The 22,321-nt window shown below is 66.0% G+C and carries 17 protein-coding genes and 1 pseudogene; 12 read left to right on the top strand and 6 right to left on the bottom strand.

Features of this window, described 5'->3' with window-relative positions; translation table 11 throughout:
- Positions 1-39: 39 nt before the first annotated feature.
- Positions 40-492 carry a universal stress protein gene (locus ACCC94_RS10755; RefSeq protein ID WP_413349422.1) on the bottom strand — a complete coding sequence of 151 codons (453 nt, stop codon included), beginning with the start codon at positions 490-492 and terminating at the stop codon, positions 40-42.
- Positions 493-1,010: 518 nt separating this feature from the next.
- Entirely contained in the window at positions 1,011-3,863 is a 2,853-nt protein-coding gene (rapA, locus tag ACCC94_RS10750; protein ID WP_413349421.1) for an RNA polymerase-associated protein RapA, read from the bottom strand.
- Between the two features lie 219 nt (positions 3,864-4,082).
- Between rapA and ACCC94_RS10745 the strand changes: the two genes are divergently transcribed.
- The 7 genes from ACCC94_RS10745 to ACCC94_RS10715 all read left to right on the top strand — a co-directional run bounded on the left by ACCC94_RS10745 (position 4,083) and on the right by ACCC94_RS10715 (position 8,753).
- Positions 4,083-4,388 carry an aspartate-semialdehyde dehydrogenase gene (locus ACCC94_RS10745; protein WP_413349420.1) on the top strand — a complete coding sequence of 102 codons (306 nt, stop codon included), beginning with the start codon at positions 4,083-4,085 and terminating at the stop codon, positions 4,386-4,388.
- 45 nt (positions 4,389-4,433) lie between these two features.
- A complete protein-coding gene (locus ACCC94_RS10740; protein ID WP_413349419.1) occupies positions 4,434-5,033 on the top strand; it encodes an alpha-ketoglutarate-dependent dioxygenase AlkB family protein in 600 nt (199 codons plus the stop codon).
- Entirely contained in the window at positions 5,030-5,191 is a 162-nt protein-coding gene (locus ACCC94_RS10735; protein ID WP_413349418.1) for a hypothetical protein, read from the top strand. The genes ACCC94_RS10740 and ACCC94_RS10735 overlap by 4 nt, the downstream gene beginning before the upstream one ends.
- A gap of 214 nt (positions 5,192-5,405) precedes the next feature.
- Positions 5,406-5,516 (top strand): cytochrome c oxidase subunit CcoM, encoded by a 111-nt coding sequence (gene ccoM, locus ACCC94_RS10730; RefSeq protein ID WP_277873429.1) that lies wholly within the window; start codon positions 5,406-5,408, stop codon positions 5,514-5,516.
- Positions 5,517-5,700: 184 nt separating this feature from the next.
- Positions 5,701-7,689, top strand: coding sequence for an FUSC family protein (locus ACCC94_RS10725; protein WP_413349417.1), 1,989 nt, complete (start codon positions 5,701-5,703; stop codon positions 7,687-7,689).
- Complete coding sequence (locus ACCC94_RS10720; protein ID WP_037010214.1) at positions 7,676-7,885, top strand: DUF1656 domain-containing protein; 210 nt, start codon at positions 7,676-7,678, stop codon at positions 7,883-7,885. The genes ACCC94_RS10725 and ACCC94_RS10720 overlap by 14 nt, the downstream gene beginning before the upstream one ends.
- Positions 7,886-7,898: 13 nt before the next feature.
- A complete protein-coding gene (locus tag ACCC94_RS10715; RefSeq protein WP_413349416.1) occupies positions 7,899-8,753 on the top strand; it encodes an efflux RND transporter periplasmic adaptor subunit in 855 nt (284 codons plus the stop codon).
- On the opposite strand, the gene ACCC94_RS10710 is transcribed toward ACCC94_RS10715, so the two are convergent.
- The 3 genes from ACCC94_RS10710 to ACCC94_RS10700 all read right to left on the bottom strand — a co-directional run bounded on the left by ACCC94_RS10710 (position 8,737) and on the right by ACCC94_RS10700 (position 11,475).
- Positions 8,737-9,912, bottom strand: coding sequence for an MFS transporter (locus tag ACCC94_RS10710; RefSeq protein ID WP_413349415.1), 1,176 nt, complete (start codon positions 9,910-9,912; stop codon positions 8,737-8,739). The genes ACCC94_RS10715 and ACCC94_RS10710 overlap by 17 nt on opposite strands.
- A gap of 142 nt (positions 9,913-10,054) precedes the next feature.
- Positions 10,055-10,525 (bottom strand): MaoC family dehydratase, encoded by a 471-nt coding sequence (locus ACCC94_RS10705; RefSeq protein WP_413349414.1) that lies wholly within the window; start codon positions 10,523-10,525, stop codon positions 10,055-10,057.
- A complete protein-coding gene (locus ACCC94_RS10700; RefSeq protein ID WP_413349413.1) occupies positions 10,522-11,475 on the bottom strand; it encodes an alpha/beta hydrolase in 954 nt (317 codons plus the stop codon). Before ACCC94_RS10700 ends, ACCC94_RS10705 begins: the two co-directional genes overlap by 4 nt.
- A gap of 305 nt (positions 11,476-11,780) precedes the next feature.
- Between ACCC94_RS10700 and fadD2 the strand changes: the two genes are divergently transcribed.
- The gene (gene fadD2 / locus ACCC94_RS10695; RefSeq protein WP_413349412.1) at positions 11,781-13,469 is read left to right on the top strand and encodes a long-chain-fatty-acid--CoA ligase FadD2; all 1,689 of its coding nucleotides are present in this window, start codon (positions 11,781-11,783) and stop codon (positions 13,467-13,469) included.
- A 79-nt stretch (positions 13,470-13,548) separates the two neighbouring features.
- On the opposite strand, the gene ACCC94_RS10690 is transcribed toward fadD2, so the two are convergent.
- Positions 13,549-13,785 (bottom strand): YdcH family protein, encoded by a 237-nt coding sequence (locus ACCC94_RS10690; RefSeq protein ID WP_413349411.1) that lies wholly within the window; start codon positions 13,783-13,785, stop codon positions 13,549-13,551.
- Positions 13,786-14,245: 460 nt separating this feature from the next.
- Between ACCC94_RS10690 and fadD1 the strand changes: the two genes are divergently transcribed.
- The 4 genes and pseudogenes from fadD1 to hrpA all read left to right on the top strand — a co-directional run bounded on the left by fadD1 (position 14,246) and on the right by hrpA (position 21,924).
- On the top strand, positions 14,246-15,931 hold the full coding sequence (gene fadD1 / locus ACCC94_RS10685; RefSeq protein ID WP_413349410.1) for a long-chain-fatty-acid--CoA ligase FadD1: 1,686 nt from the start codon (positions 14,246-14,248) through the stop codon (positions 15,929-15,931).
- 133 nt (positions 15,932-16,064) lie between these two features.
- Positions 16,065-16,844 (top strand): annotated as a pseudogene (locus ACCC94_RS10680) (cache domain-containing protein); the annotation flags it as partial.
- Between the two features lie 102 nt (positions 16,845-16,946).
- Positions 16,947-17,702, top strand: coding sequence for a methyl-accepting chemotaxis protein (locus tag ACCC94_RS10675; RefSeq protein ID WP_410477994.1), 756 nt, complete (start codon positions 16,947-16,949; stop codon positions 17,700-17,702).
- Positions 17,703-17,865: 163 nt separating this feature from the next.
- Positions 17,866-21,924 (top strand): ATP-dependent RNA helicase HrpA, encoded by a 4,059-nt coding sequence (gene hrpA / locus ACCC94_RS10670; protein WP_413349409.1) that lies wholly within the window; start codon positions 17,866-17,868, stop codon positions 21,922-21,924.
- The last annotated feature ends 397 nt before the right edge of the window (positions 21,925-22,321 follow it).

Here is a 22,321-nt window from a genome sequence, read left to right as displayed (position 1 = left end):
CGGCTCGCGCCGCAGGGCCTTTGTTCTTTGCGCGGGCGGTTACTTCTCGCGTACCAGCAGCACCGGGCGGTTGCTGACGCGCAGCAGGCCCTCGGCCACGCTGCCCAGCATCAGGCGGCGCACGCCGCGGCGACCGTGGGTGCCCATGACGATGATGTCGGCCTTGCAGGCTTCGGCCTCGACCTCGATGCGCTCGGCGATCTCTTCGCTGGCGCGTTCCTGGCAGACCCGCTCGAAGCTGGTTTTCACCGGGAATTCGGCAATCTTGTCGCGGGCCTTGCCGAGGATGTCATCGGCAGCCTTCAACGCGGCTTCGCGCAGCGGCTCGGGGTTGTAGTACACGGCGTAATCGGGCAGATGGCGCAGCGGGCTGTCGACGATGGTGATGACCCGCAGCTCGCCGCCGCTCAGCTGGGCCAGCTTGGCCGCTTCGACCAGGGCACGGTCGGATACCGGGCTGCCGTCCACCGCTACCAGAATGCGCTCGTACATGATGTGTTCCCTCAATGAGTGGCTTGGTAGGAAAACTCTATCCCTCCAGGGCGGAGATTCCCTTGCGCAGCGTCAATGGTAGTCGGAATGTCCGAATGTGCCGGGAATAGAGCGGTGTCACCGTGGACGGACGGGTGCCAGTGCGGGTTCGCGAGCAAGCTCGCGCCTACAGGGATTACCTGCCGCTCTTGTAGGAGCGAGCTTGCTCGCGAACAGATCGTAGGGCGCATAACGCGTCAGCGTTATCGGCAGCGGAGTAGTCGGCGGATAACCCGTTGCGGGGCCTGGTTCGGCACTATCCGAGAGCACCGGATGGAGAGGGCCGCCGATTGCACAGGATTTCCTGTAGGAGCGGACTCCGTCCGCGATCGTTTTATCCTCACGCCAGATCCACCCAGGGAGCCGCCGATCAGACATCGCGGACAGAGTCCGCTCCTACGCAGCCGGTGGGAACGGCGCCCATGAAAAAGCCGCCAGCGGTTGCCCGCTGGCGGCTTTGCTTGAAGCCCCTGACTGAATCAGCCGGCGACCAGCACGCGGATCGCTTCAAGGCGCAGCGAGGCCTTGTCGAGCATTGCCAGGCTGTCGTCGCGCTGCTTGCGCAGGGCTTCCAGTTCGCTGTCGCGCACGCTGGGGTTGACGGCCTTGAGCGCGGTCAGGCGCGCCAGCTCCTCGTCCAGGGTCGCCTTCAGCTGCTGGCGAGCCGCCTCCACACGCTCGGCATGGCGCGGGGTGATCTTGGTCTCGGCCTGGGCGAACTGCTTGGCCAGAACGTCACGCTGCGCCTGCACGAACTTGTTGGCGCTGGCGCGCGGCACGCTTTCCAGCTGGTCGTTCAGGGTCTCGAAGGACACCCGCGAGGACAGGTCGTTGCCGTTGGCATCCATCAGGCAGCGCAGCGCCACCGGCGGCAGGAAGCGGCCCAGCTGCAATTTGCGCGGCGCCACGGCCTCGCTGACGAACAGCAGTTCCAGCAGCACGGTGCCAGGCTTGAGCGCCTTGTTCTTGATCAGCGCCACCGAGGTGTTGCCCAGCGAGCCGGACAGCACCAGGTCCATGCCGCCCTGCACCATGGGGTGTTCCCAGGTGAGGAATTGCATGTCTTCGCGGGCCAGGGCCTGGGCGCGGTCGTAGGTGACGGTGACGCCTTCGTCGTCGCCCAGCGGGAAGCTGGCGTCGAGCATCTTCTCGCTCGGGCGCAGGATCAGCGCGTTCTCGGAATGGTCCTCGCTGTCGATACCGTAGGTGTCGAACAGGCGCTCCATGTAGATCGGCAGGGCGAACTGGTCGTCCTGTTCCTCGATCTCTTCCACCAGCGCCTCGCCTTCACCGGCGCCGCCGGAATTCAGCTCCAGCAGGCGGTCGCGGCCGTTGTGCATCTCGGCCTCCAGCGCCTCGCGGGCGGCGGTGCCTTCGGCCAGCAGGGCCTCGAAGGCATCGTCGTCGCCGCCGTCGAGCAGCTCCACCAGGCGCGGGCCGAAGCGGTGCTGCAGGGCGTTGCCGGTGGGGCAGGTGTTGAGGAAGGCGTTCAGCGCGCGGTGGTACCACTGGAACAGGCGTTCCTGCGGGCTGCTCTCCAGGTGCGGCACGTGGATCTGGATGGTGTGCTTCTGGCCGATCCGGTCCAGGCGGCCGATGCGCTGTTCCAGCTGGTCCGGGTGAGCCGGCAGGTCGAACAGCACCAGGTGATGGGCGAACTGGAAGTTGCGGCCCTCGCTGCCGATCTCCGAGCAGATCAGCACCTGCGCGCCGAACTCTTCGTCGGCGAAGTAGGCGGCGGCGCGGTCACGCTCGAGGATGCTCATGCCCTCGTGGAACACGGTGGCCGGGATGCCCGACTTCAGGCGCAGGGCATCGCCCAGGTCCATGGCGGTCTCGGCGTGGGCGCAGATCACCAGCACCTTGTACTGCTTGAGCATCTTCAGGGTGTCGATCAGCCACTCGACGCGCGGGTCGAAGCGCCACCAGCGGTTGTTCTCGTCGCCATCGTCGGCCTGGGCCTGGAAGCTGACTTCCGGGTAGAGGTCCGGGTGCTCGCCCAGCGGCAGCTCCATGTACTCGATCGGGTTGGGCAGCACGTAGGGGTGCAGCTGGCGTTCCGGGAAGCCCTGCACGGCGGCGCGGGTGTTGCGGAACAGCACGCGGCCGGTGCCATGGCGGTCGAGCAGTTCGCGCACCAGGCGGGCGCGGGCGTCTTCATTGCCGCCCTCGACGCTGGCCAGCAGATCGTCGCCTTCGCTGCCGAGGAAGCCGTGGATGGCCTGGCGCGCGGCGGGGGAGAGGCTGCCCTGGTCGATCAGTTCCTGCACCGCCTCGGCCACCGGGCGGTACTGGGTGCTTTCGGCACGGAAGGCTTCCAGGTCGTGGAAGCGGTCCGGGTCGAGCAGGCGCAGGCGCGCGAAGTGGCTGTCCAGGCCGAGCTGTTCCGGGGTCGCGGTGAGCAGCAGCACGCCGGGGATGACCTGGGACAATTGCTCGACCAGCTGGTATTCCGCGCTGGCCTGTTCCGGGTGCCAGACCAGGTGGTGGGCTTCGTCGACCACCAGCAGGTCCCATTCGGCGGCGAACAGCGCGTCCTGCGCCTTCTCGTCCTCGCGCAGCCACTCCAGCGCCACCAGGGCCAGCTGGGTGTCCTCGAAGGGGTTGCTGGCATCGCTCTCGACGAAACGCTCGCGGTCGAACAGGGCCACTTCCAGGTTGAAGCGCCGGCGCATTTCCACCAGCCACTGGTGCTGCAGGTTTTCCGGCACCAGGATCAGCACGCGGCTGGCGCGGCCGGAGAGCAGTTGGCGATGGATCACCAGGCCCGCTTCGATGGTCTTGCCCAGGCCCACTTCGTCGGCCAGCAGGACGCGCGGCGCCATGCGGTCGGCGACCTCGCGGGCGATGTGCAGCTGGTGCGCGATGGGTTGCGCGCGAGCGCCGCCCAGGCCCCAGAGCGAGGACTGCAGCAGGCGGGTGCGGTGTTCCAGGGTGTGGTAGCGCAGGCCGAACCAGGACATCGGATCGATCTGCCCGGCGAACAGGCGGTCGCTGGCCAGGCGGAACTGGATGAAGTTCGACAGCTGGGTTTCCGGCACGGTGCGCTGGTCGTTCTGCGCGGTGATGCCGTGGTAGATCAGCAGGCCGTCGATCTCGTCCACTTCACGGACGGTCATCTTCCAGCCTTCGAAATGGGTGATCTCGTCGCCGGGAGCGAAGCGCACGCGGGTCAGCGGCGCATTGCGCTCGGCGTACTGGCGGGTATCACCGGTGGCGGGATAGAGCACCGTGAGCATGCGGCCGTCCAGCGCCAGGATGGTCCCCAGGCCGAGTTCCGCTTCACTGTCGCTGATCCAGCGTTGACCGGGTTGATACTGCGCCATGGACACCTCCCAAAAAAAGCCGGCTATGGTACCGGAACGCGCAGCTTTCAGCGATGGCCGTCGGCGCCTCCGGTCGACTGATGTGTCGATGTAGCCGGTCCGGGGTGCGCGCTCATCGCGAATCGTGGAAAGTGTAGCGAGGCGCCCTCAAGTCTGTAGCCGCTGCGCCGATAGCCTGACCAGAGGACTTCCCACAGGGCTTGCTGCAAAGCCCAGGACCGCACGATGCTGCCGCCCATTCCCCATAGTCTGGCACCCGTCACTGCCCAGCAGGACGTGCCCAGGCCGCGACCGGATGTCACCCCGGTGACCCCGCCTGCGCCCAGCGCGGGCAATGCCGGCGTCGAGCTGGAGCGCCGCCCGGACGAACAGGCATTGCGCGAGGAATACCAGCGCCGACGCAAGCGCCGCCAACTGGCCGACGGCAGCCCCGAAGGGGAGGCGCTGGAAGAGCTGGAGGAGGTGGAGGAACTGGGCGACGAGGTGCAGGCCGCCCAGCGCAAGGGGCTGTGGATCGATGTCGAGGTCTGACGTCGCGGGGTAGACTCCTTGCATCGCTGATTCCACGAGCTTCCCATGCTGTTCGACGACGCCCCCATCCTGCTGCCCGACGCCGAGTTGCGCCTGATCCCCGACTGGTGCCCGCCCGAGCGGGCCGAGCGCTGGCTGCAGCAACTGCTCGCCGAGACGCCCTGGGAGCAGCCGCAAGTGCATCTGCACGGCCGCGACTACCCGGTGCCGCGCCTGGTCAACTGGTACGGCGATCCCGAGGCTTTCTACACCTATTCCGGCCTGACCCACGCGCCGCTGCCGTGGACGCCGCTGCTGGCGGAGATTCGTGCGGCGGTGCAGAAGGCCGCCGGTCAGCGCTTCAACGGCGTGCTGCTCAACTACTATCGCGACGGCCAGGACTCCATGGGCTGGCACAGCGACGACGAGCCCGAACTCGGGCGCAACCCGGTGGTGGCCTCGCTGAACCTGGGTGGTGCGAGGCGCTTCGACCTGCGCCGCAAGGGACGAAACACAATCGAACATTCCATCGAGCTGCCAGGCGGTTCGCTGCTGGTCATGTCCGGCGCGACACAGCATTATTGGCAGCATCAGGTCGCCAAGACGCGCCGTCCGGTTGCGCCGCGCCTGAATCTGACTTTCCGCCTGGTGCATGCCCTGCCATGAGCAACGACGACAAGCTGATCGACTTCACCGCCGAGCGCGACAAGCGCATCCACGACGTGCACGAAAAGCGCCTGCAAGACGTGCGCAAGGCCTTCGAGCAGGCGCTGCCGCTGGGCAAATCGCGCAAGAAGAACAAGAGCAAGCCGAAGAAACACTGAAATTCCCCCGCCATATCCCCGCTTTTCGCCGCCAGGGCCCGCCCTGCGCGGCTTCCCGCCGCACCTGAGCCCTCCTGAATCTTGACCTGCGTCAGTGCTCCGGCCCTCCCCGGAAAGCGCCTTGTCGACCATTGATCCAGGTCAATTTGGCCTGATCGTTCGCCGGTAACCTGCACACATCTCCAGACGATGTAGGCAACAGGAGGCCAGCATCATGTTCATCGACGAAGTGGTTCTCGCAGGCGTCCTTACCGTTGGCCTCATGGTTCTGTTCTTCGGCGGGGTCGGAATTTTCATCTGGAAGGACAGCCACAAGAAGGGCTGATCCTTACAGATTCACAGAGCACGCAAGGCACTTCGGGCGACTTAGGTCGCCCGTTTTTTTTGCCTCGACGAAAGTCGGGATGACAAATTGTTAGCTTGCTAATAATATTTCAGGCAACGATTCAGTTGTTCCCCATGCCGGCTATCTTTAACCCGACAGACCGGCATTCCTTTCGAGAGACCGCGTGCGACCTACGCTACAGGCATTCCTGGCGCCGGATACGCTGGCGCTGAAATTTGCGATCAAGACCCTCCTGGCCGGCGGCCTGGCGCTCTGGTGCGCCTTCCGTTTCGACCTGGAACAGCCGCAATGGGCGCTGATGACTGTCTTCATCGTGTCCCAGCCGCTGTCGGGCATGGTGGTGGCCAAGGGCATCTTCCGCCTGATCGGCACGGTGGTCGGCACCGTGATGTCGGTGGTGATGATCGCGCTGTTCGCCCAGACGCCCTGGCTGTTCCTGCTGGCCGTCTCGCTCTGGCTCGGCCTCTGCACGGCCGCCTCGACGACCCTGCGCAACCACGTCTCCTATGCCTTCGTGCTGTCCGGGTACACCGTGGCGATCATCGGCCTGCCGGCGATCAGCCATCCGCTGGACGTATTCGACCAGGCCGTGGCGCGCAGTACGGAGATATGCCTGGGGATTCTCTGCGCGTCGGCCATCAGCGCCATCCTCTGGCCGCGCCGCGTCGAAGCCAACCTGGACAAGCAGGCCCACGCCACCTGGCTCACCGGCATGCAGGCCGCGCGCAGCGAGATCGATGCCGACGCGCGGCAGATCAAGGGGCTGCTGCAGGCGCTGGGCAAGATCGTCGAAGTCGACGTGCAGCGCGATCACGCCTGGTTCGAGGGTTACCGCGGGCGGATGCGTTCGCGCGCGCTGCGGATTCTCTCCCGCGACCTGCTCAGCCTGCTGCGTACCGCACGTGGCGTTGCTCGACAGCGCAGCGTGCTGGATGCCGAGGACCGCGCGCGCCTGCAGCCCTGGTTCGAGGAACTGCGCGCCACCCTGGAGGACCCGCAGGTCGAAACCATGCGTTCGCTTCAGGAGCGGCTGCAAGCCGCCGGGCTGGATGAGAGCTACTCCAACGACCTGCGCTATTGCCTGACCCGCTGCGCCTTGCTGCTGCTCAAGGCGCTGAACTCGGAGAAGACCATGCGCGCGGTGGCGGACGGGCGGGTGGACGATGTCGCTACCGGCACGCTGTCCTGGCACCGCGACTGGTTGATGGCATTGTTCTATGGCCTGCGCAGCGCGCTGGCGCTGCTGGGCATGTCGGCCTTCTGGATGGCCACGGCCTGGCCGGCGGCCACCGGCGGCATGCTGCTGGCGGCGGTGATCTGCAGCCTGTTCGCCAACCGCGACAACGCCGTCACCATCGGTTTGGGCTTCCTGCGCGGCATTCTCCTCGCCGTGCCCGCCGCTGCCGTGGTCACCCAATGGCTGCTGCCGCAGTGGAACGGCTTCCCGCTGCTCTGCCTGGCGCTGGGCGTGCCGCTGTTCTTCGCCCTGCTGGGGATGGCCACGCCGGCGCTGGCCGGTACCGCGACGTCCTTCTCGATCCACTTCATCACGCTGGTGGCGCCGAGCAACGTGATGAAGTACGACCTCGCCAACCTGCTCAATTCGGCCCAGGGCATCGTGATTGGCGTGGGCTTCGCCGTGCTGGTGTTCCGTCTGCTAACGCTGCCGGCGAACTGGCTCAATCGGCGGTTGATCCAGGCCACCTGCGAAGACCTCGGACGCCTGACCCGGCGGCCGCTGACCGAAGCCGAAAGCTGGTTCGGCGGGCGCATGGCCGACCGTCTGATCCGCCTGGCGCGGCACTACACCCTGTTGCCCAAGGAGGAACAGCGGCGCTGGCAGGACGGCCTGTTCGCCCTCGATCTGGGCAACGAGCTGATTCACCTGCGCGCCTGCCTCAATGGCGCCCAGGGCCAGTTGCGCAAGCGTCGCGACCAGTTCCTCGGCGCCCTGGGCAGTGTGCTGGAAAAGGGCCCCGGCGCAGGGCGCGAGCAACGCCTGGAAAGCCTCTGCCCGTCCCTGGAAGAAGCCCTTGCCCACGATCTGCAGGGCGACAACGAACCCAACCGCCTGGCCCGTGCCGCGCTGGCGCAATTGCGCCATACCTGGCGCCAGTGGTGCCGTCTGGAGGACGCCAATGGGACTGCATGAGTTCGGCTGGGGCGGCGTGTTCCTCAGCCCGCTGTTCATCTATGCGGTGCTTGCCCTGGGCCTTACGGTCGTACTGCGCCTGCTGTTGCAGGCCACCCCCTTCGGGCGCTGGATCTGGCATGAGGCGCTGTTCGACTGCGCCCTGTTCGTGCTGATCCTGTGCGCCATCACCTGGGCGCTCAGCGCTGCGCCTTGAGAGGAGAAGCTGTATGCGCGGATACCTTCGCGTAACCGTCACCATCGTACTGGTCATTGCCGCCGTCCTGGCCGGCACCTGGCTGTGGCGCTACTACATGCTGTCGCCCTGGACCCGCGATGCGCGCGTGCGCGCCGACGTGGTGGTGATCGCCCCGGACGTTTCCGGCTGGGTCACCGACCTCGCCGTGCAGGACAATCAGCAGGTCAAGGCCGGCGACCTGATCATGCGCATCGACCACGAGCGCTATGCGGCGAACCTCGAGCAGGCCAAAGCGCTGGCCGAGACCCGGCACCAGCAGTACCTGTTGCGCGTCAGCGAGGCATCGCGGCGCAGCAAGCTGGGTATCGCGGCGATCAGCGCGGAGGACAAGGAAACCGCGCAGATCAACGCTGCCATCGCCAAGAGCGAATACGACGAGGCGCAGGCCCAGGTGCGCCTGGCCCAGCTCAACCTGACCCGCAGCGAGATGCGCGCCCCGCGCGACGGCCAGGTCACCAACCTGCGTCTGGCCCAGGGCAACTACGCGCAGGCGGGGCAGGCGATGATGGCGCTGGTGGACCAGAAGTCCTTCTACGTCACCGCCTACTTCGAGGAAACCAAGCTGCCCGGCATCCGCGTCGGCCAGCCGGCGCAGGTGGTGCTGATGAGCGGCGACATCGCCATCGATGGCACCGTGGAGAGCATCAGCAGCGGCATCACCGACCGCAACGCCATCCCCGACAGCCAGTTGCTGGCCAACGTCGAGCCGACCTTCAACTGGGTGCGCCTGGCGCAGCGCATCCCGGTGCGCATCCGCCTCGACAAGGTGCCCGAGGGCGTGCACCTGAGCGCCGGGATGACTGCCAGCGTCACCGTAAAACCGTGAGCGGCTCGCCTGCCCGCTCACGCTGTAGCCAGCAGGACAAGGCCGCGCAGAAGATCGATGCGGCAACCAGCGAGATGCCCACCCAGGGTGTCCAGCCGATGCCGGCCAGGCTGATCACCGCGCCACCGAGCGCCGCGCCGAGGGCCACGCCCAGGTGCATCGCCGAGGTGTTCAGCGCTACCCCGGCGCTGCCGCTGGCCGGGTCGCTGGCCAACAGGTAGCTCTGCACCGCGGGGGAGATCATCCAGCTGATGGTGCTCCAGACCATCAGCGCGCCGAGCAGCAGCCACGGGTGGCCGAGGCTCAGCGGGATTGCCAGCATCGCCAACGCGAACAGCATTGGCACCACCAGCAGCGCGCGGCGATGGCCGAGGTGGTCGCTCAGCCAGCCGCCCAGGTAACCGCCGCCGATGGCCGCCAGGCCGATCAGCAGCAGGGTGAGGGCGATGCCCTGGCTGTCGGTGATCCCGGCCACTTGCTGGAACCACGGCGTGATGTAGGCGAACAGGGTGAAGTGCCCGCCCAGCAGCAGGATCGAAACCAGTTGTGCCAGGTTCAGCGCCGGGCTGCGTAGCTGGCGCTTGTAGGCCGCGCTGTTGGCCGGGCTGTCGAGCTTGCGGCGGGGCAGGGCGATCCGCAGCAGCGCGGCCAGCGGCAGCGAGTAGAGGGCGATGGCGGCGAAGATCCAGCGCCAGCCGAACCAGTCGTTGACCAGCACGCCGGCCGGCACGCCGAACACCAGCGAACCGCTGATACCCATGAAGATCAGCCCGATGGCGCGCCCGCGCTGGGCCGGCGGCGCCAGCTCCACTGCCAGCAGGCTGGCCTGCATGATCAGCAGGCCGCAACAGGCGGCCATGCCGATGCGCATCAGCAGCAGCGAAACGTAACCGGGACTCAGCGCGGCGCCGGCGTTGAAGGCGGCGAACACCAGCAGAGTGATGACCAGCAACCGGCGGCAGTCAGCGCCACGGGTGAGCCAGCCGAGCAGGGGCGCGGCGATGGCGAAACTCAGGGAAAACAGGCTGGTGAGCTGCCCGGCGAGGCTGAGCGAGACCTGCAGATCGGCGGCGAGCGAGGGCAGGATGCCGGTGAGGATGGCCTCGGCGAGGCCCGCGGCGAAGGTGCAAAGGGACAGCAACAGCAGTCGAAGGTCCATGGCGGCTCCGATTCCCGGTGAGGGGTTTCGGGCACGCAGCCTTCGGTTATCCCTGGTGGATGTGAAGTGACGGGGGCAGGGTAGTCGAGCGGGAAACTGTATACAAGTTTCCGGGGCCGGCTGACCGGCCCCGGAGCGCGCGTCAGCCGACGGTGATCGGCGGCAGCGCGGGCAGTTCGATGTTGAGCTTCTCCGTCGGCGCCATGACCTCGGCCTCGCCCTTGACCACGGCCTTGCCGTCCTGGTTGAGCACCACGGTGCCGATGCGCACACGGTTCTTCGGCAGCTTCTCCAGCACTTCCAGTTCCACCGTCAGTTCGTCGCCGAGCTTCACCGGGCGGGTGAAGCTCAGGTTCTGGCCGAGGTAGATGGTGCCCGGGCCGGGCAGGGTGGTGGCAATCGCCGCGCTGATCAGCGCGCCGGTGAGCATGCCGTGGGCGATGCGTTCCTTGAACTGGGTGGTGGCGGCGTAGTCGGCGTCCAGGTGCACCGGGTTGCGGTCGCCGGAGACCTCGGCGAACAGCTGGATGTCGCGCTCGGTGACGCTGCGCTGGAAGTTGGCCTTCTGGCCGACTTCGAGTTCTTCGTAGGGGACGTTCTGTACAGAAGTCATAGGGGCTCCTCGGATTTCTCGACCTGGGGCACGGGGCAGTGCGCAGCCAGCCAGTCGATCAGGTTGCGGGTGACCTCGTCGCGGTTGCTCTCGTTGAACAACTCGTGGCGAGCATCGGGATAGATCTTCAGTTGGACGTCACGAACGCCCGCCCGGGTCATCGCCTGGGCGAGATCGCGCAGGCGCTTGCCCTGGCTGACCGGGTCGCGTTCGCCGCCGATGACCAGCAGCGGCAGGTCGGCGCGAATGCGCGACAGGTGTTCCACTGGCGTGATATCCGCCAGGCCACCGAGCAGGTCCACCCACAGCTGGTTGCTGCAGCGGAAGCCACAGAGCGGATCGGCGACGTACTTGTCGACTTCGGCGGGATCGCGGCTGAGCCAGTCGAAGGCGGTGCGATTGGGTTTGAAAGCCTTGTTGAACGAGCCGAAGGACAGGAAGTCGATCAGCGCGCTGTGGCCCAGCGGACCCTGGCGCCAGCGCTCGAAACGGGCAATGACGCGGGCGCTCTTGTACAGCGCCACTGGCTGGTAATTGGAGCCGGACAGCACCGCCGCCTGCACGCTGGCGCTGTGCTGCATCAGGTAGGCGCTGCCGATGTAGCTGCCCATGCTGTGGCCGAGCAGGATGATCGGCAGGTCCGGGTGTTCCTCGCGCACATGCTGGTTCAGGGTGTGCAGGTCGCCGATCACCTTGCCCCAGCCGCCGCGGTCGGCGTAGTGGCCCAGTTCGCCGTTCTCGGCGGTGCGGCCGTGGCCGCGCTGGTCGATGGCGTAGAGGTGGTAGCCGGCAGCGTTCAGCGCAAGCCCCAGGCGCTCGTAGCGGCCGGCGTGCTCGGCCATGCCGTGGGACAGCATCAGGGCGCCGCGGGACGGTCCTTCCGGCGCCCAGTGGCGGGTGTAGAGCGGTGTCTCGTCGCTGGCGGCAAGCCAGTAGGCGGCGTAGGGCATGGGGTCCATCCTGTTCTTGTTCGTCGATTCTTATTGGAATGGGGCCATGGAGCGGGCCGGACGGGGCGATTCTGCCATGCCGGGACATCTTCTGTATGGATTGCCGACAGCGCCCGGCCATTGGCGTGTAAGTCCCGTCCTAGGCGGCCGTAGGCTCTATCCCGCGCCATGCCGGGATGGTGGCGCAAGATTCACGCAGTCTATGACGCCGCCTGGAGTCTTTGCGATGACCAAAGGAACTGCTAGCTTCCGTCGAATGACCGCAATGACGGTTCGGTTTCGCTCAGGTACGAGGACAAGAATAAATGCAACCTGATTTCTGGAACGACAAACGCCCGGCCGGCGTGCCCAGCGACATTGACCTGACCGCCTACAAGTCGGTGGTGGAAGTCTTCGAGCGCTCCTGCAAGAAATTCGCCGACCGTCCGGCCTTCAGCAACATGGGCGTGACCCTGACCTACGCCGAGCTGGACCGCCTGTCCGCCGCGTTCGGCGCCTACCTGCAGAAGCACACCGACCTCAAGCCCGGCGACCGCATCGCCGTGCAGATGCCCAACGTCCTGCAATACCCCATCGCCGTGTTCGGCGCCCTGCGCGCCGGGCTCATCGTGGTCAACACCAACCCGCTCTACACCGCCCGCGAAATGCGCCATCAGTTCAAGGATTCCGGCGCCCGTGCGCTGGTCTACGTGAACCTGTTCGGCAAGCTGGTGCAGGAAGTGCTGCCCGATACCGGCATCGAGTACCTGATCGAGGCGCAGATGGGCGACCTGCAGCCCGCGCTCAAGGGGCTGCTGGTCAACACCGTGGTCAAGCACGTGAAGAAGATGGTGCCGGAGTACAACCTGCCCCAGGCTGTCTCCTTCAAGGCCGCGCTGCGCCAGGGCCGTGGCCATGGCCTGCAGCCGGTCAAGGTCGGCCTGGAAGACATCGCGGTGCTGCAATACACCGGCGGCACCACCGGCGTGGCCAAGGGCGCCATGCTCACCCACGGCAACCTGGTGGCGAACATGCAGCAGGTGCACGCCTGCCTGCAGCAGCACGGGCCGGACGGCAAGCCGCTGATGCAGGTCGGCAACGAGGTGATGATCGCGCCGCTGCCGCTGTACCACATCTATGCCTTCACCGCGAACTGCATGTGCATGATGGTCAACGGCAACCACAACGTGCTGATCAGCAACCCGCGCGACATCCCCGGCTTCATCAAGGAGCTGAAGAAGTGGCGCTTTTCCGCGCTGCTGGGCCTGAACACCCTGTTCGTCGCCCTGATGGACCGCCCGGAATTCAAGGAGCTGGATTTCTCCAACCTGAAGGTCACCAACTCCGGCGGCACTGCGCTGGTCACCGCCACCGCCGAGCGCTGGAAGGCCATGACCGGCTGCACCGTGGTCGAAGGCTACGGGCTCACCGAGACTTCCCCGGTGGTCAGCACCAACCCATACGGCGACCAGGCGCGCCTGGGCACCGTCGGCATCCCGGTGCCTGGCACGGCGCTCAAGGTCATCGACGATGACGGCAATGACGTCGGCCTGGGCGAGCGCGGCGAGCTGTGCGTGAAGGGCCCGCAGGTCATGAAAGGCTACTGGCAGCGCCCGGAAGCCACCGCCGAGGTACTCGATGCCGAGGGCTGGCTGCGCACCGGCGACATCGCGGTAATCGATCCGGATGGCTTCACCCGCATCGTCGACCGCAAGAAGGACCTGATCATCGTCTCCGGCTTCAACGTCTACCCCAACGAGATCGAGGACGTGGTCATGGCCCACCCGAAAGTCGCCAACTGCGCGGCTGTCGGCGTGCCGGACGAGAAATCCGGCGAGGCAGTGAAGCTGTTCGTGGTGCCCCGCGAGGGCGGCGTGACCGTGGAAGAGCTCAAGGCCTACTGCAAGGAAAACTTCACCGGCTACAAGGTGCCCAAGCACATCGTGCTCAAGGACGCCCTGCCGATGACGCCGGTGGGCAAGATCCTGCGCCGCGAGCTGCGCGAGACGGCGTGATTCGAACCTGAACAAAAAAGGGGGCTGATCCAGGATCAGCCCCCTTTTTTGTCACTGGCGGGTTGTCGGCCGGAGCCGGTCAACCACCGCAGCCGCCACAGCAGCCGTCCTTCCTGCGCAGGATCTCGTAGAGATCGTCCTTGAGCTGCAGCTTCTGCTTCTTCAGCGTCTCGATGGTGTCGTGCGAGGCGGGGGTGATGCCGGCTTCCATGTTCTTGATCTCCTGGTCGAGATCGTTGTGGCTATGGAAGAGCTTGGCGAAATGCGGGTCTTCGGCCTTCAGGCGGGTAATCTTTTCGCGGTATTCGGGAAACATGAGGGTTCTCCAGGAGAGTGCAGAAACACTTTGCGAGATACTCATCGGGAGAGTGTTGAGGTAGATCATTGAAGGTCGCACGACGAAAACGCACCGAATGCAGGTGCGGAAACCACCTGATCGAACTCCGACGAATCTCACGTATGACCGGGACGGCTCCGATCCTTCCTCCCCGTTCTTTTTTCCGGTTTCATTTCCCTCAAATCCACTTTGTCGGACAATCCAACAAGGCTGCAACCCTTCTGGGACGGGCTTTTCCGACGAGCGGATGGTTGGTGACCGGAAAGCCTGTCTCTGGTCATTTTTCTTACGGACGAGCCTGTGTTTGGTGCTGGTCGCTGTTTCCCAAAGCTGCTAATCTCGGCCCGCTTTTCGCTCCCCGAGCCGGGGAAAGCGACATAAACACAACAAAGAACCGCGAACGCGGTAAAGATGAGCTGTTGCTTAGGAGTGGGCTTCCATGACCGACAATTTCTGGAAGGACAAATACCCAGTGGGGATCGCTGCCGAGATCAACGCTGACCAGTACCCGAACATCCTCGCGGTACTCAAAGAATCCTGCCAACGTTTTGCAGACAAGCCTGCCTTCAGCAACCTGGGCAAGACCCTGACCTACGGCGAGATGTACAAGCTCTCCGGGGACTTCGCCGCCTACCTGCAACAGAACACCGATCTCAAGCCCGGCGACCGCATCGCCGTGCAACTGCCCAACGTGCTCCAGTACCCGGTCGTGGTCTTCGGCGCCATGCGCGCGGGCCTCATCGTGGTCAACACCAACCCGCTGTACACCGCGCGGGAAATGGAGCACCAGTTCAACGATTCCGGCGCCAAGGCGCTGGTGTGCCTGGCGAACATGGCCCACCTGGCCGAGGAAGTACTGCCCAGGACCGGCATCCGCAACGTCATCGTCACCGAAGTGGGTGACATGCTGCCGCCGCTCAAGCGCTTCATCGTCAATTTCGTGGTCCGCAACATCAAGAAGATGGTTCCGGCCTACAACATTCCCAACGCGCAGAAACTCACTGACGTCCTGGCCAAGGGCCGTGGCAAGGCGGTGCGGGAAGTCTCGCCGCACAACGACGATGTTGCCGTGCTGCAGTACACCGGCGGCACCACCGGAGTGGCCAAGGGCGCGATGCTGACGCATCGCAACCTGGTCGCCAACATGCTGCAGTGCAAGGCGCTGATGGGCGCCAACCTCAACGAAGGTTGCGAAATCCTCATCACCCCGCTGCCGCTGTACCACATCTACGCCTTCACCTTCCATTGCATGGCGATGATGCTCACCGGCAACCACAACATCCTGGTGACCAACCCGCGCGACCTGGCCAGCATGGTCAAGGAACTGTCGCAGTGGAAATTCACCGGCTTCGTCGGCCTGAACACCCTGTTCGTCGGCCTGTGCAACAACGAAGGCTTCCGCAAGCTGGACTTCTCCGCGCTGAAGCTGACCCTCTCCGGCGGCATGGCCCTGCAACAGGCCAGCGCCGAACGCTGGAAGGACGTCACCGGCTGCGCCATCTGCGAAGGCTACGGCATGACCGAAACCAGCCCGGTGGTCTCGGTGAACCCGTTCCAGAACATCCAGATCGGCACCATCGGCATCCCGGTTCCCTCGACCCTGTGCAAGGTCATCAGCGATGACGGCCAGGACCTGCCGCTGGGCGAACGTGGCGAGCTTTGCGTCAAGGGCCCGCAGGTGATGAAGGGCTACTGGCAGCGCCAGGAAGCCACCGACGAGATCCTCGACAAGGACGGCTGGCTGCGTACCGGCGACATTGCGATCATCCAGGAAGACGGCTACATGCGTATCGTCGACCGCAAGAAGGACATGATCCTGGTGTCGGGCTTCAACGTGTACCCCAACGAGCTGGAAGACGTGCTCGCCACCCTGCCGGGCGTGCTGCAGTGCGCCGCCATCGGCATCCCGGACGAGAAGTCCGGCGAGGCGATCAAGGTCTTCGTGGTGTCCAAGCCGGGCGTCACCCTGACCAAGGAGCAGGTCATGCAGCACATGCACGACAACCTCACCGGCTACAAGCGTCCCAAGTCCGTGGAGTTCCGCGACAGCCTGCCGACCACCAACGTCGGCAAGATCCTCCGACGCGAATTGCGCGACGAAGAGCTCAAGAAGATCAGGGCCTGAGCCGATAGATAAGGAACCCGCCGCAAGGCGGGTTTTTTGATGGGGCAAGGAAGCCATCTCCCTTATCCGCCTGAGGTGAAAAGCCTTGAACACAGCCCTCCGTTTGCGCGCCAAGGTCCTGCTCCTGGCGATCGTGCCGATCCTCCTCCTCACCCTGCTGCTGTGCGCCATTTCAACCGTTGCGTTGAAACAGCTGGCGACCCAGCAGGAAGCGCAGATCCGCGAGAACCTCACGCAGGACCGCGAAGCCCAGCTGAAGAACTTCGTCGACGTGGCCCTGGCCGCCGTCGGCCCGGTCTACCAGGCCGCCGCCCAGGGCGACGCCCAGGCGCGGGAGCAGGGCATCGCGATCCTCAAGCGTCTCGAATACGGCAAGGGCGGCTACTTCTGGGGCTATGACACTCGCTCCGTGCGCGTCTTCCAGGGCACCAGCGACGAGCGCCTGGGCGAAGACTTCAGCGGCTATCGCGACCCCAACGGCGTCTACGCCATTCGCGAACTGGTGGCGGCGGGGCAGAGCGGCCAGCACTACGTGCGCTACAGCTTCACCCTGCCGGGCGGCAACGCCATCGTGCCGAAGATCGGCTATGCCCACTTCCTGCCCAAATGGAACCTGGTGTTCGGCACCTCGCTGAACCTCGACGACGTCGAGCGGGAAGTGAAAGAAGCCGGTGCCGCCTTCGACGCCAAGATCGACAACCTGCTGCTGCTCATGGGCGGCGCGGCGCTGGCGCTGCTGGTGGTGATCGGCGTGCTCGCCGGGCTGTTCAGCCGCACCATCGTCCAGCCCATCGTGCAGGTGCGCGACAACCTCGACGACATGGCCGCCGGCGACGGCAACCTCACTCACCGCCTGAACCTGGGCCGTAGTGACGAACTGGGCGAGCTGGCCGGCTCGTTCAACCGCTTCGTCGAGAAGATCCACGTACTGGTCCAGCAGGTCGCCGGCACCACCCAGCAGCTGTCCGGGCTGGTGGGCGACGTGGCTCAGCAGGCGCAGCGCTCCGAACGCGCGATGGACGGCCAGCGCCACGAAACCGACCAGGTCGCCACCGCCATCAACGAGATGACCGCCGCCGCCCAGGAAGTGGCGCGCAGCGCGCAACAGGCCGCCGACGCCGCCCAGCAGACCGACCGCGAAGGCCAGGCAGCCAAGCGCGAAGTGGACCTGTGCGTCTCGCAGATCAACGACCTGGTGGGCGAGGTGCGCAGCAGCAGCGATTCCCTCGACACCCTGCGCCAGGACGTTCAGGGCATCGTCGGCGTGCTGGAAGTGATCCGCTCCATCGCCGAGCAGACCAACCTGCTGGCGCTTAACGCGGCCATCGAAGCGGCCCGTGCTGGCGAGGCCGGGCGCGGCTTTGCCGTGGTTGCCGATGAAGTCCGCGCCCTGGCCAGCCGCACCCAGCAGAGCACCGGGGAAATCCAGCAGATGATCGACCGCCTGCGCGGCACCACGGAGGGCTCGGTGAGCGCCATGCAGCGCGCCAGCGACATGGCCGAACGCACCCGCGGTCAGGCCAACCAGGCAGGGCAATCGCTGGACGCCATCGCCCAGCTGATCGGCACCATCAACTCGATGAACGCGCAGATTGCCAGCGCCGCCGAGGAGCAGACCGCCGTGGCCGAGGAGATCAACCGCAGCGTGCACCAGATCGCAGGCGGCGTGGACAGCGTGGCGGATGACGCGGCCAAGGGCGCGCGCACCGCGACCGAACTCAATGGCCTCGGGGAACGCCTGCGCCAGCTGGTAGGCCAGTTCCGCATCTGATCCGGCGGGGCGCAATGCCCCGCCAATCCGGGTCGCCCAGCAATCGGATTGGCGGCCCGTGCCGGTCTTTTGCGACAATTCACCCATTGTCGCCATGACAGCCCATTCCAGGGACCGGCTCCGCACCTGCTCGCGCCGCTCCCGCCTGATCCCCGCGAAGCCGATGACCACAGACAGTACGCCGACCCCCGAACAGCTCCTGCAGCGCATGGATCACGCGATGATCCGCGACCGCCATCGCCTGCGCCGGCAGCTTCACGAGCTGCGCAAACACCCTGACGAAGCGAAACTGGCCCAGTGGGCCGAGCGCTTCCAGGCTTCCTGCGCCAAGGTCGAGGCGCGCCGCGCCAGCATCCCGGCCATCCGCTACGACGACAGCCTGCCGATTGCCGCCAAGCGCGACGAGATCAAGGCCGCGCTGGAAAAGAGCCAGGTGGTGGTGATCGCCGGCGAGACCGGTTCGGGCAAGACCACCCAGCTGCCGAAAATCTGCCTGGAGCTGGGCCGCGGCACCCACGGCCTGATCGGTCACACCCAGCCGCGCCGGCTGGCTGCGCGCAGCGTCGCCACCCGCGTTGCCGAGGAAGTCGGCACACCGCTGGGTTCGCTGGTCGGCTACCAGGTGCGCTTCGAGGACCAGAGTGACGACAGCACCCTGATCAAGCTGATGACCGACGGCATCCTGCTCGCCGAGACCCAGCACGACCGTTACCTCGAGCGCTACGACACGATCATCGTCGACGAAGCCCACGAACGCAGCCTGAATATCGACTTTTTGCTCGGCTTCCTGAAGACCCTGCTGCCGCGCCGCCCGGACCTGAAGCTGATCATCACCTCGGCGACCATTGACCTGGAGCGCTTCTCCAAACACTTTGGCGATGCGCCCATCGTCGAGGTTTCCGGCCGCACCTATCCGGTGGAAACCTGGTATCGCCCGCTGGCGGCGGAAGTGGACGAGGACGGCGAAGCGCTGTTCGACGACCTCTCCGTGGACCAGGGCATCCTCCGCGCGCTGGACGAGATCGCCGCCCACGAACGCGACGTCGGCAAGCGCCCCGGCGATGTGCTGGTGTTCCTCCCCGGCGAGCGCGAAATCCGCGACGCCGCCGACATGCTGCGCAAGGCCAACCTGCGCCACACCGAAGTGCTGCCGCTCTACGCACGGCTGACGCCGGCCGAGCAGCAGAAGATCTTCGCGCCCATGCCGGGGCGCAAGATCGTGCTCGCCACCAACGTCGCGGAAACCTCGCTGACCGTGCCGGGCATCCGCTATGTGATCGACAGCGGCACCGCGCGCATCAGCCGCTACAGCTACCGCGCCAAGGTCCAGCGCCTGCCCATCGAAGCCGTCTCGCAAGCCAGCGCCAACCAGCGTAAGGGCCGTTGCGGGCGGGTCGAGCCGGGTATCTGCGTGCGCCTGTACAGCGAGGAAGACTTCAACGGCCGCCCGGCCTTCACCGATCCGGAAATCCTGCGCACCAACCTGGCGGCGGTGATCCTGCAGATGCTCCACCTGCGCCTGGGCGATATCGAGGCCTTCCCCTTCATCGAGCCGCCGGATGGCAAGGCGATCAACGACGGTTTCACCCTGCTGCAGGAACTCTCGGCAGTGAACCGCGAGGGCCAGCTGACGCCGCTGGGCCGCCAGCTCGCGCGCCTGCCCATCGATCCGCGGCTGGGCCGCATGCTGCTGGAGGCCGCGCAACTGGGCAGCCTGCCGGAAGTGCTCACCGTGGCCAGCGCGCTGTCGGTACAGGACCCGCGCGAACGGCCGATGGACCGCCAGCAGGCCGCCGATCAGGCCCACGCACAGTGGAAGGACCCGGACTCGGACTTCGCCGCGCTGATCAACCTCTGGCGCGGCTTCGAGGAGCAGCGCCAGGCGTTGGGCTCCAACCCGCTGCGCAACTGGTGCCGGAAGAACTTCCTGAATTATCTGCGCCTGCGCGAGTGGCGCGATGCGCATCGCCAGCTGACCCTGATCTGCCGCGAGCTTCAGCTGCCCTTCACCAAGCCGGATGCTTCTCGTAGGAGCGAGCTCGCTCGCGAACAGCCCAACACTGCGAAACCCCAGGACAACAAAGCCGCCGGTAAGGACTCGAAGAGCGTTCGCGAGCAAGCTCGCTCCTACAAGGGCGGGGAGCCGGAGGCGAAGCCGCGCGACATCGACTACGCCGCCGTGCACAAGGCGATCCTCTCCGGCCTGCTCAGCCAGATCGGCCAGAAGGCGGAGGAGGGCGACTACCTCGGCGCGCGCCAACGGCGTTTCTGGATTCACCCTTCCAGCGTGATCGGCCGCAAGAAACCGCAGTGGATCATGGCCGCCGAGCTGGTGGAGACCACCAAGCTGTTCGCCCGCATGGTCGCGAAGATCGAGCCGGACTGGCTGGAGCCGCTGGCCGGGCACCTGGTGAAGAAGAACTACCTGGAGCCGCACTGGGAAAAACGCCGTGGCCAGGTGGTGGCCTACGAGCAGGTCACCCTCTACGGCCTGATCATCATCGGCCGCCGCGCCGTACACTACGGCCCGATCGATCCCACGGTATCGCGCGAGATGTTCATTCGCGAGGCGCTGGTGCGCGGCGAGATCAACAGCCGCGCCAAGTGCCTGTCGGCCAACCGCCAGCTGCTGGAGAAGCTCGACGAGCTGGAAGCCAAGGCGCGTCGTCGCGACATCCTCGCCGACGAGGAAACCCTGTTCGCCTACTACGACGAGCGCCTGCCGGCTGATATCTACCAGTCCGCCAGCTTCGAGAAGTGGTACGAGCGCGAGCACAGGCAGCAGCCGGACCTGCTGATCATGCGCGAGGAAGACGTCCTCGCCCGCGACGCCAGCGACGTCACCGCCGGCCTCTACCCGGACCGTCTGCGCCTGGGCGACCTGCAGCTGCCGCTGACCTATCACTTCGAACCGGGCCACGTGCGTGACGGCGTGACCGTGCGCGTGCCGGCGCCGTTGCTGCCGCAGCTGCCCGCCGAACGCCTGGAGTGGCTGGTGCCGGGGCTGCTGGAGGCCAAGTGCATCGAGCTGGTGCGCAGCCTGCCCAAGGCCATCCGCAAGAACTTCGTGCCGGTGCCGGACTTCGTCCGCGCTGCGCTGGGCAAGATGGTCTTCGCCGAGGGCGCGCTGTCCGAGTCCCTCGGCCGCGAGCTGCAGCGCATGACCGGCAGCCGCGTGCCGGAAGAAGCCTGGGCGGAAGCCGAGACCCAGGTGGAAAGCCACCTGCGGATGAACATCGAAGTGGTCGATGCCCGTGGCAAGTTCCTTGGCGAAGGCCGCGACCTGACCGAACTCACCGCACGCTTCGCCGAGGCCAGCCAGGCCGCGCTGGCGATCCCGCAGGCGGACAAGCCGCAGAAGCCGGTGGAAGCCAAGGGCTTTGGCGAAGTGGCGGAGAAGGTCCAGCAGAAGGTTGCCGGGCTGTCGATGACGGTCTATCCGGCGCTGGTGGAAGAGGCCGGGGTGGTGAAGGAGAACCGCTTCCCGACCCAGGCCGAGGCCGACTACCAGCACCGACGCGCCCTGCAGCGCCTGCTCCTGCAGCAGCTCGCCGAGCCGGCCAAGTTCCTGCGCAGCAAGCTGCCGGGGCAGACCGACATGGGCCTGCTCTATCGCGAGCTGGGCCGCGTCGAATCGCTGGTGGAGGACATCCTGCTGGCCAGCCTGGACAGCGCCATTCTCGACGGCGAACGCAGCCTGCCGCGCGATGGCGCCGGGCTCGCCTCGCTGGCCGAGAAGAAGCGCAGCGCCTGGACCGAACACGCCGAGCGCATCGCCCGCCTGACCCTGGAAATCCTCAAGCTCTGGCATGGCCTGCAGAAGCGCTTCAAGGGCAAGGTCGACCTCGCCATGACCGTGCCGCTCAATGACGTGAAGGGGCAGTTGGCCAAGCTGGTCTACCCCGGCTTCGTGCGCGACACGCCGTTGGAATGGCTGAAGGAATACCCGCGCTACCTGAAGGCGGTCGAGCAGCGCCTGGACAAGGTTGCCGGGCAGGTCCAGCGCGACCGTGTGTGGAGCGGCGAGATGGCCGGCTACTGGGAACAGTACTCGGCGCGCCTGGCCAAGCACGCCCAGGAAGGCAAGCGCGACCCGGAGCTGGCGCTGTACCGCTGGATGCTGGAGGAATACCGCGTCTCGCTGTTCGCCCAGCAACTGGGGACGAAGCTGCCGGTATCGGACAAGCGCCTGTCCAAGCAGTGGAGCCAGGTCGAAGCCTGAGGTTCAGCCCTTTGTAGGAGCGAGCTTGCTCGCGAACCCGCCCAGCTTCTGAGCTGCCGGAAAATTGTTCGCGAGCAAGCTCGCTCCTACAGGTCATTGCCCGAGGGCGGCCCCGTAGGGCGAATAACCTGGAACAGGTTATCCGCCATTCCTCGCGCGGCGGATAACGCTGGCGCGTTATGCGCCCTACGGAGCAGGGTGCGCAGGTTTTACATCCGTTGTAGGAGCGAGCTTGCTCGCGAACCGGCCCAGCGTCCGAGCTGCTGGGGAATTCGTTCGCGAGCAAGCTCGCTCCTACAGGTCATTACCGGAGGGCGGTTCCGTAGGGCGAATAACCTGGAACAGGTTATCCGCCATTCCTCGCGCGGCGGATAACGCTGGCGCGTTATGCGCCCTA

It is taken from the genome of Pseudomonas sp. Pseusp97 (genome assembly GCF_047304025.1).
In the GTDB taxonomy this organism is placed as follows: domain Bacteria; phylum Pseudomonadota; class Gammaproteobacteria; order Pseudomonadales; family Pseudomonadaceae; genus Pseudomonas.
Note: the sequence above shows the minus strand (reverse complement) of the source record. Positions and strands in the feature narration are given on the sequence as shown.

Bases quoted from the DNA above. Each gene is read 5' to 3' on its own strand.
- hrpA (WP_413349409.1), top strand. From the start codon at position 17,866: ATGACCACAGACAGTACGCCGACCCCCGAACAGCTCCTGCAGCGCATG.
- ACCC94_RS10740 (WP_413349419.1), top strand. From the start codon at position 4,434: ATGCTGTTCGACGACGCCCCCATCCTGCTGCCCGACGCCGAGTTGCGC.
- ACCC94_RS10675 (WP_410477994.1), top strand. From the start codon at position 16,947: ATGGACGGCCAGCGCCACGAAACCGACCAGGTCGCCACCGCCATCAAC.
- ACCC94_RS10710 (WP_413349415.1), bottom strand. From the start codon at position 9,912: ATGGACCTTCGACTGCTGTTGCTGTCCCTTTGCACCTTCGCCGCGGGC.
- ACCC94_RS10715 (WP_413349416.1), top strand. From the start codon at position 7,899: ATGCGCGGATACCTTCGCGTAACCGTCACCATCGTACTGGTCATTGCC.
- ACCC94_RS10690 (WP_413349411.1), bottom strand. From the start codon at position 13,785: ATGTTTCCCGAATACCGCGAAAAGATTACCCGCCTGAAGGCCGAAGAC.
- ACCC94_RS10705 (WP_413349414.1), bottom strand. From the start codon at position 10,525: ATGACTTCTGTACAGAACGTCCCCTACGAAGAACTCGAAGTCGGCCAG.
- ACCC94_RS10755 (WP_413349422.1), bottom strand. From the start codon at position 492: ATGTACGAGCGCATTCTGGTAGCGGTGGACGGCAGCCCGGTATCCGAC.
- fadD2 (WP_413349412.1), top strand. From the start codon at position 11,781: ATGCAACCTGATTTCTGGAACGACAAACGCCCGGCCGGCGTGCCCAGC.
- ACCC94_RS10720 (WP_037010214.1), top strand. From the start codon at position 7,676: ATGGGACTGCATGAGTTCGGCTGGGGCGGCGTGTTCCTCAGCCCGCTG.
- ccoM (WP_277873429.1), top strand. From the start codon at position 5,406: ATGTTCATCGACGAAGTGGTTCTCGCAGGCGTCCTTACCGTTGGCCTC.
- ACCC94_RS10735 (WP_413349418.1), top strand. From the start codon at position 5,030: ATGAGCAACGACGACAAGCTGATCGACTTCACCGCCGAGCGCGACAAG.
- ACCC94_RS10700 (WP_413349413.1), bottom strand. From the start codon at position 11,475: ATGCCCTACGCCGCCTACTGGCTTGCCGCCAGCGACGAGACACCGCTC.
- fadD1 (WP_413349410.1), top strand. From the start codon at position 14,246: ATGACCGACAATTTCTGGAAGGACAAATACCCAGTGGGGATCGCTGCC.
- ACCC94_RS10745 (WP_413349420.1), top strand. From the start codon at position 4,083: ATGCTGCCGCCCATTCCCCATAGTCTGGCACCCGTCACTGCCCAGCAG.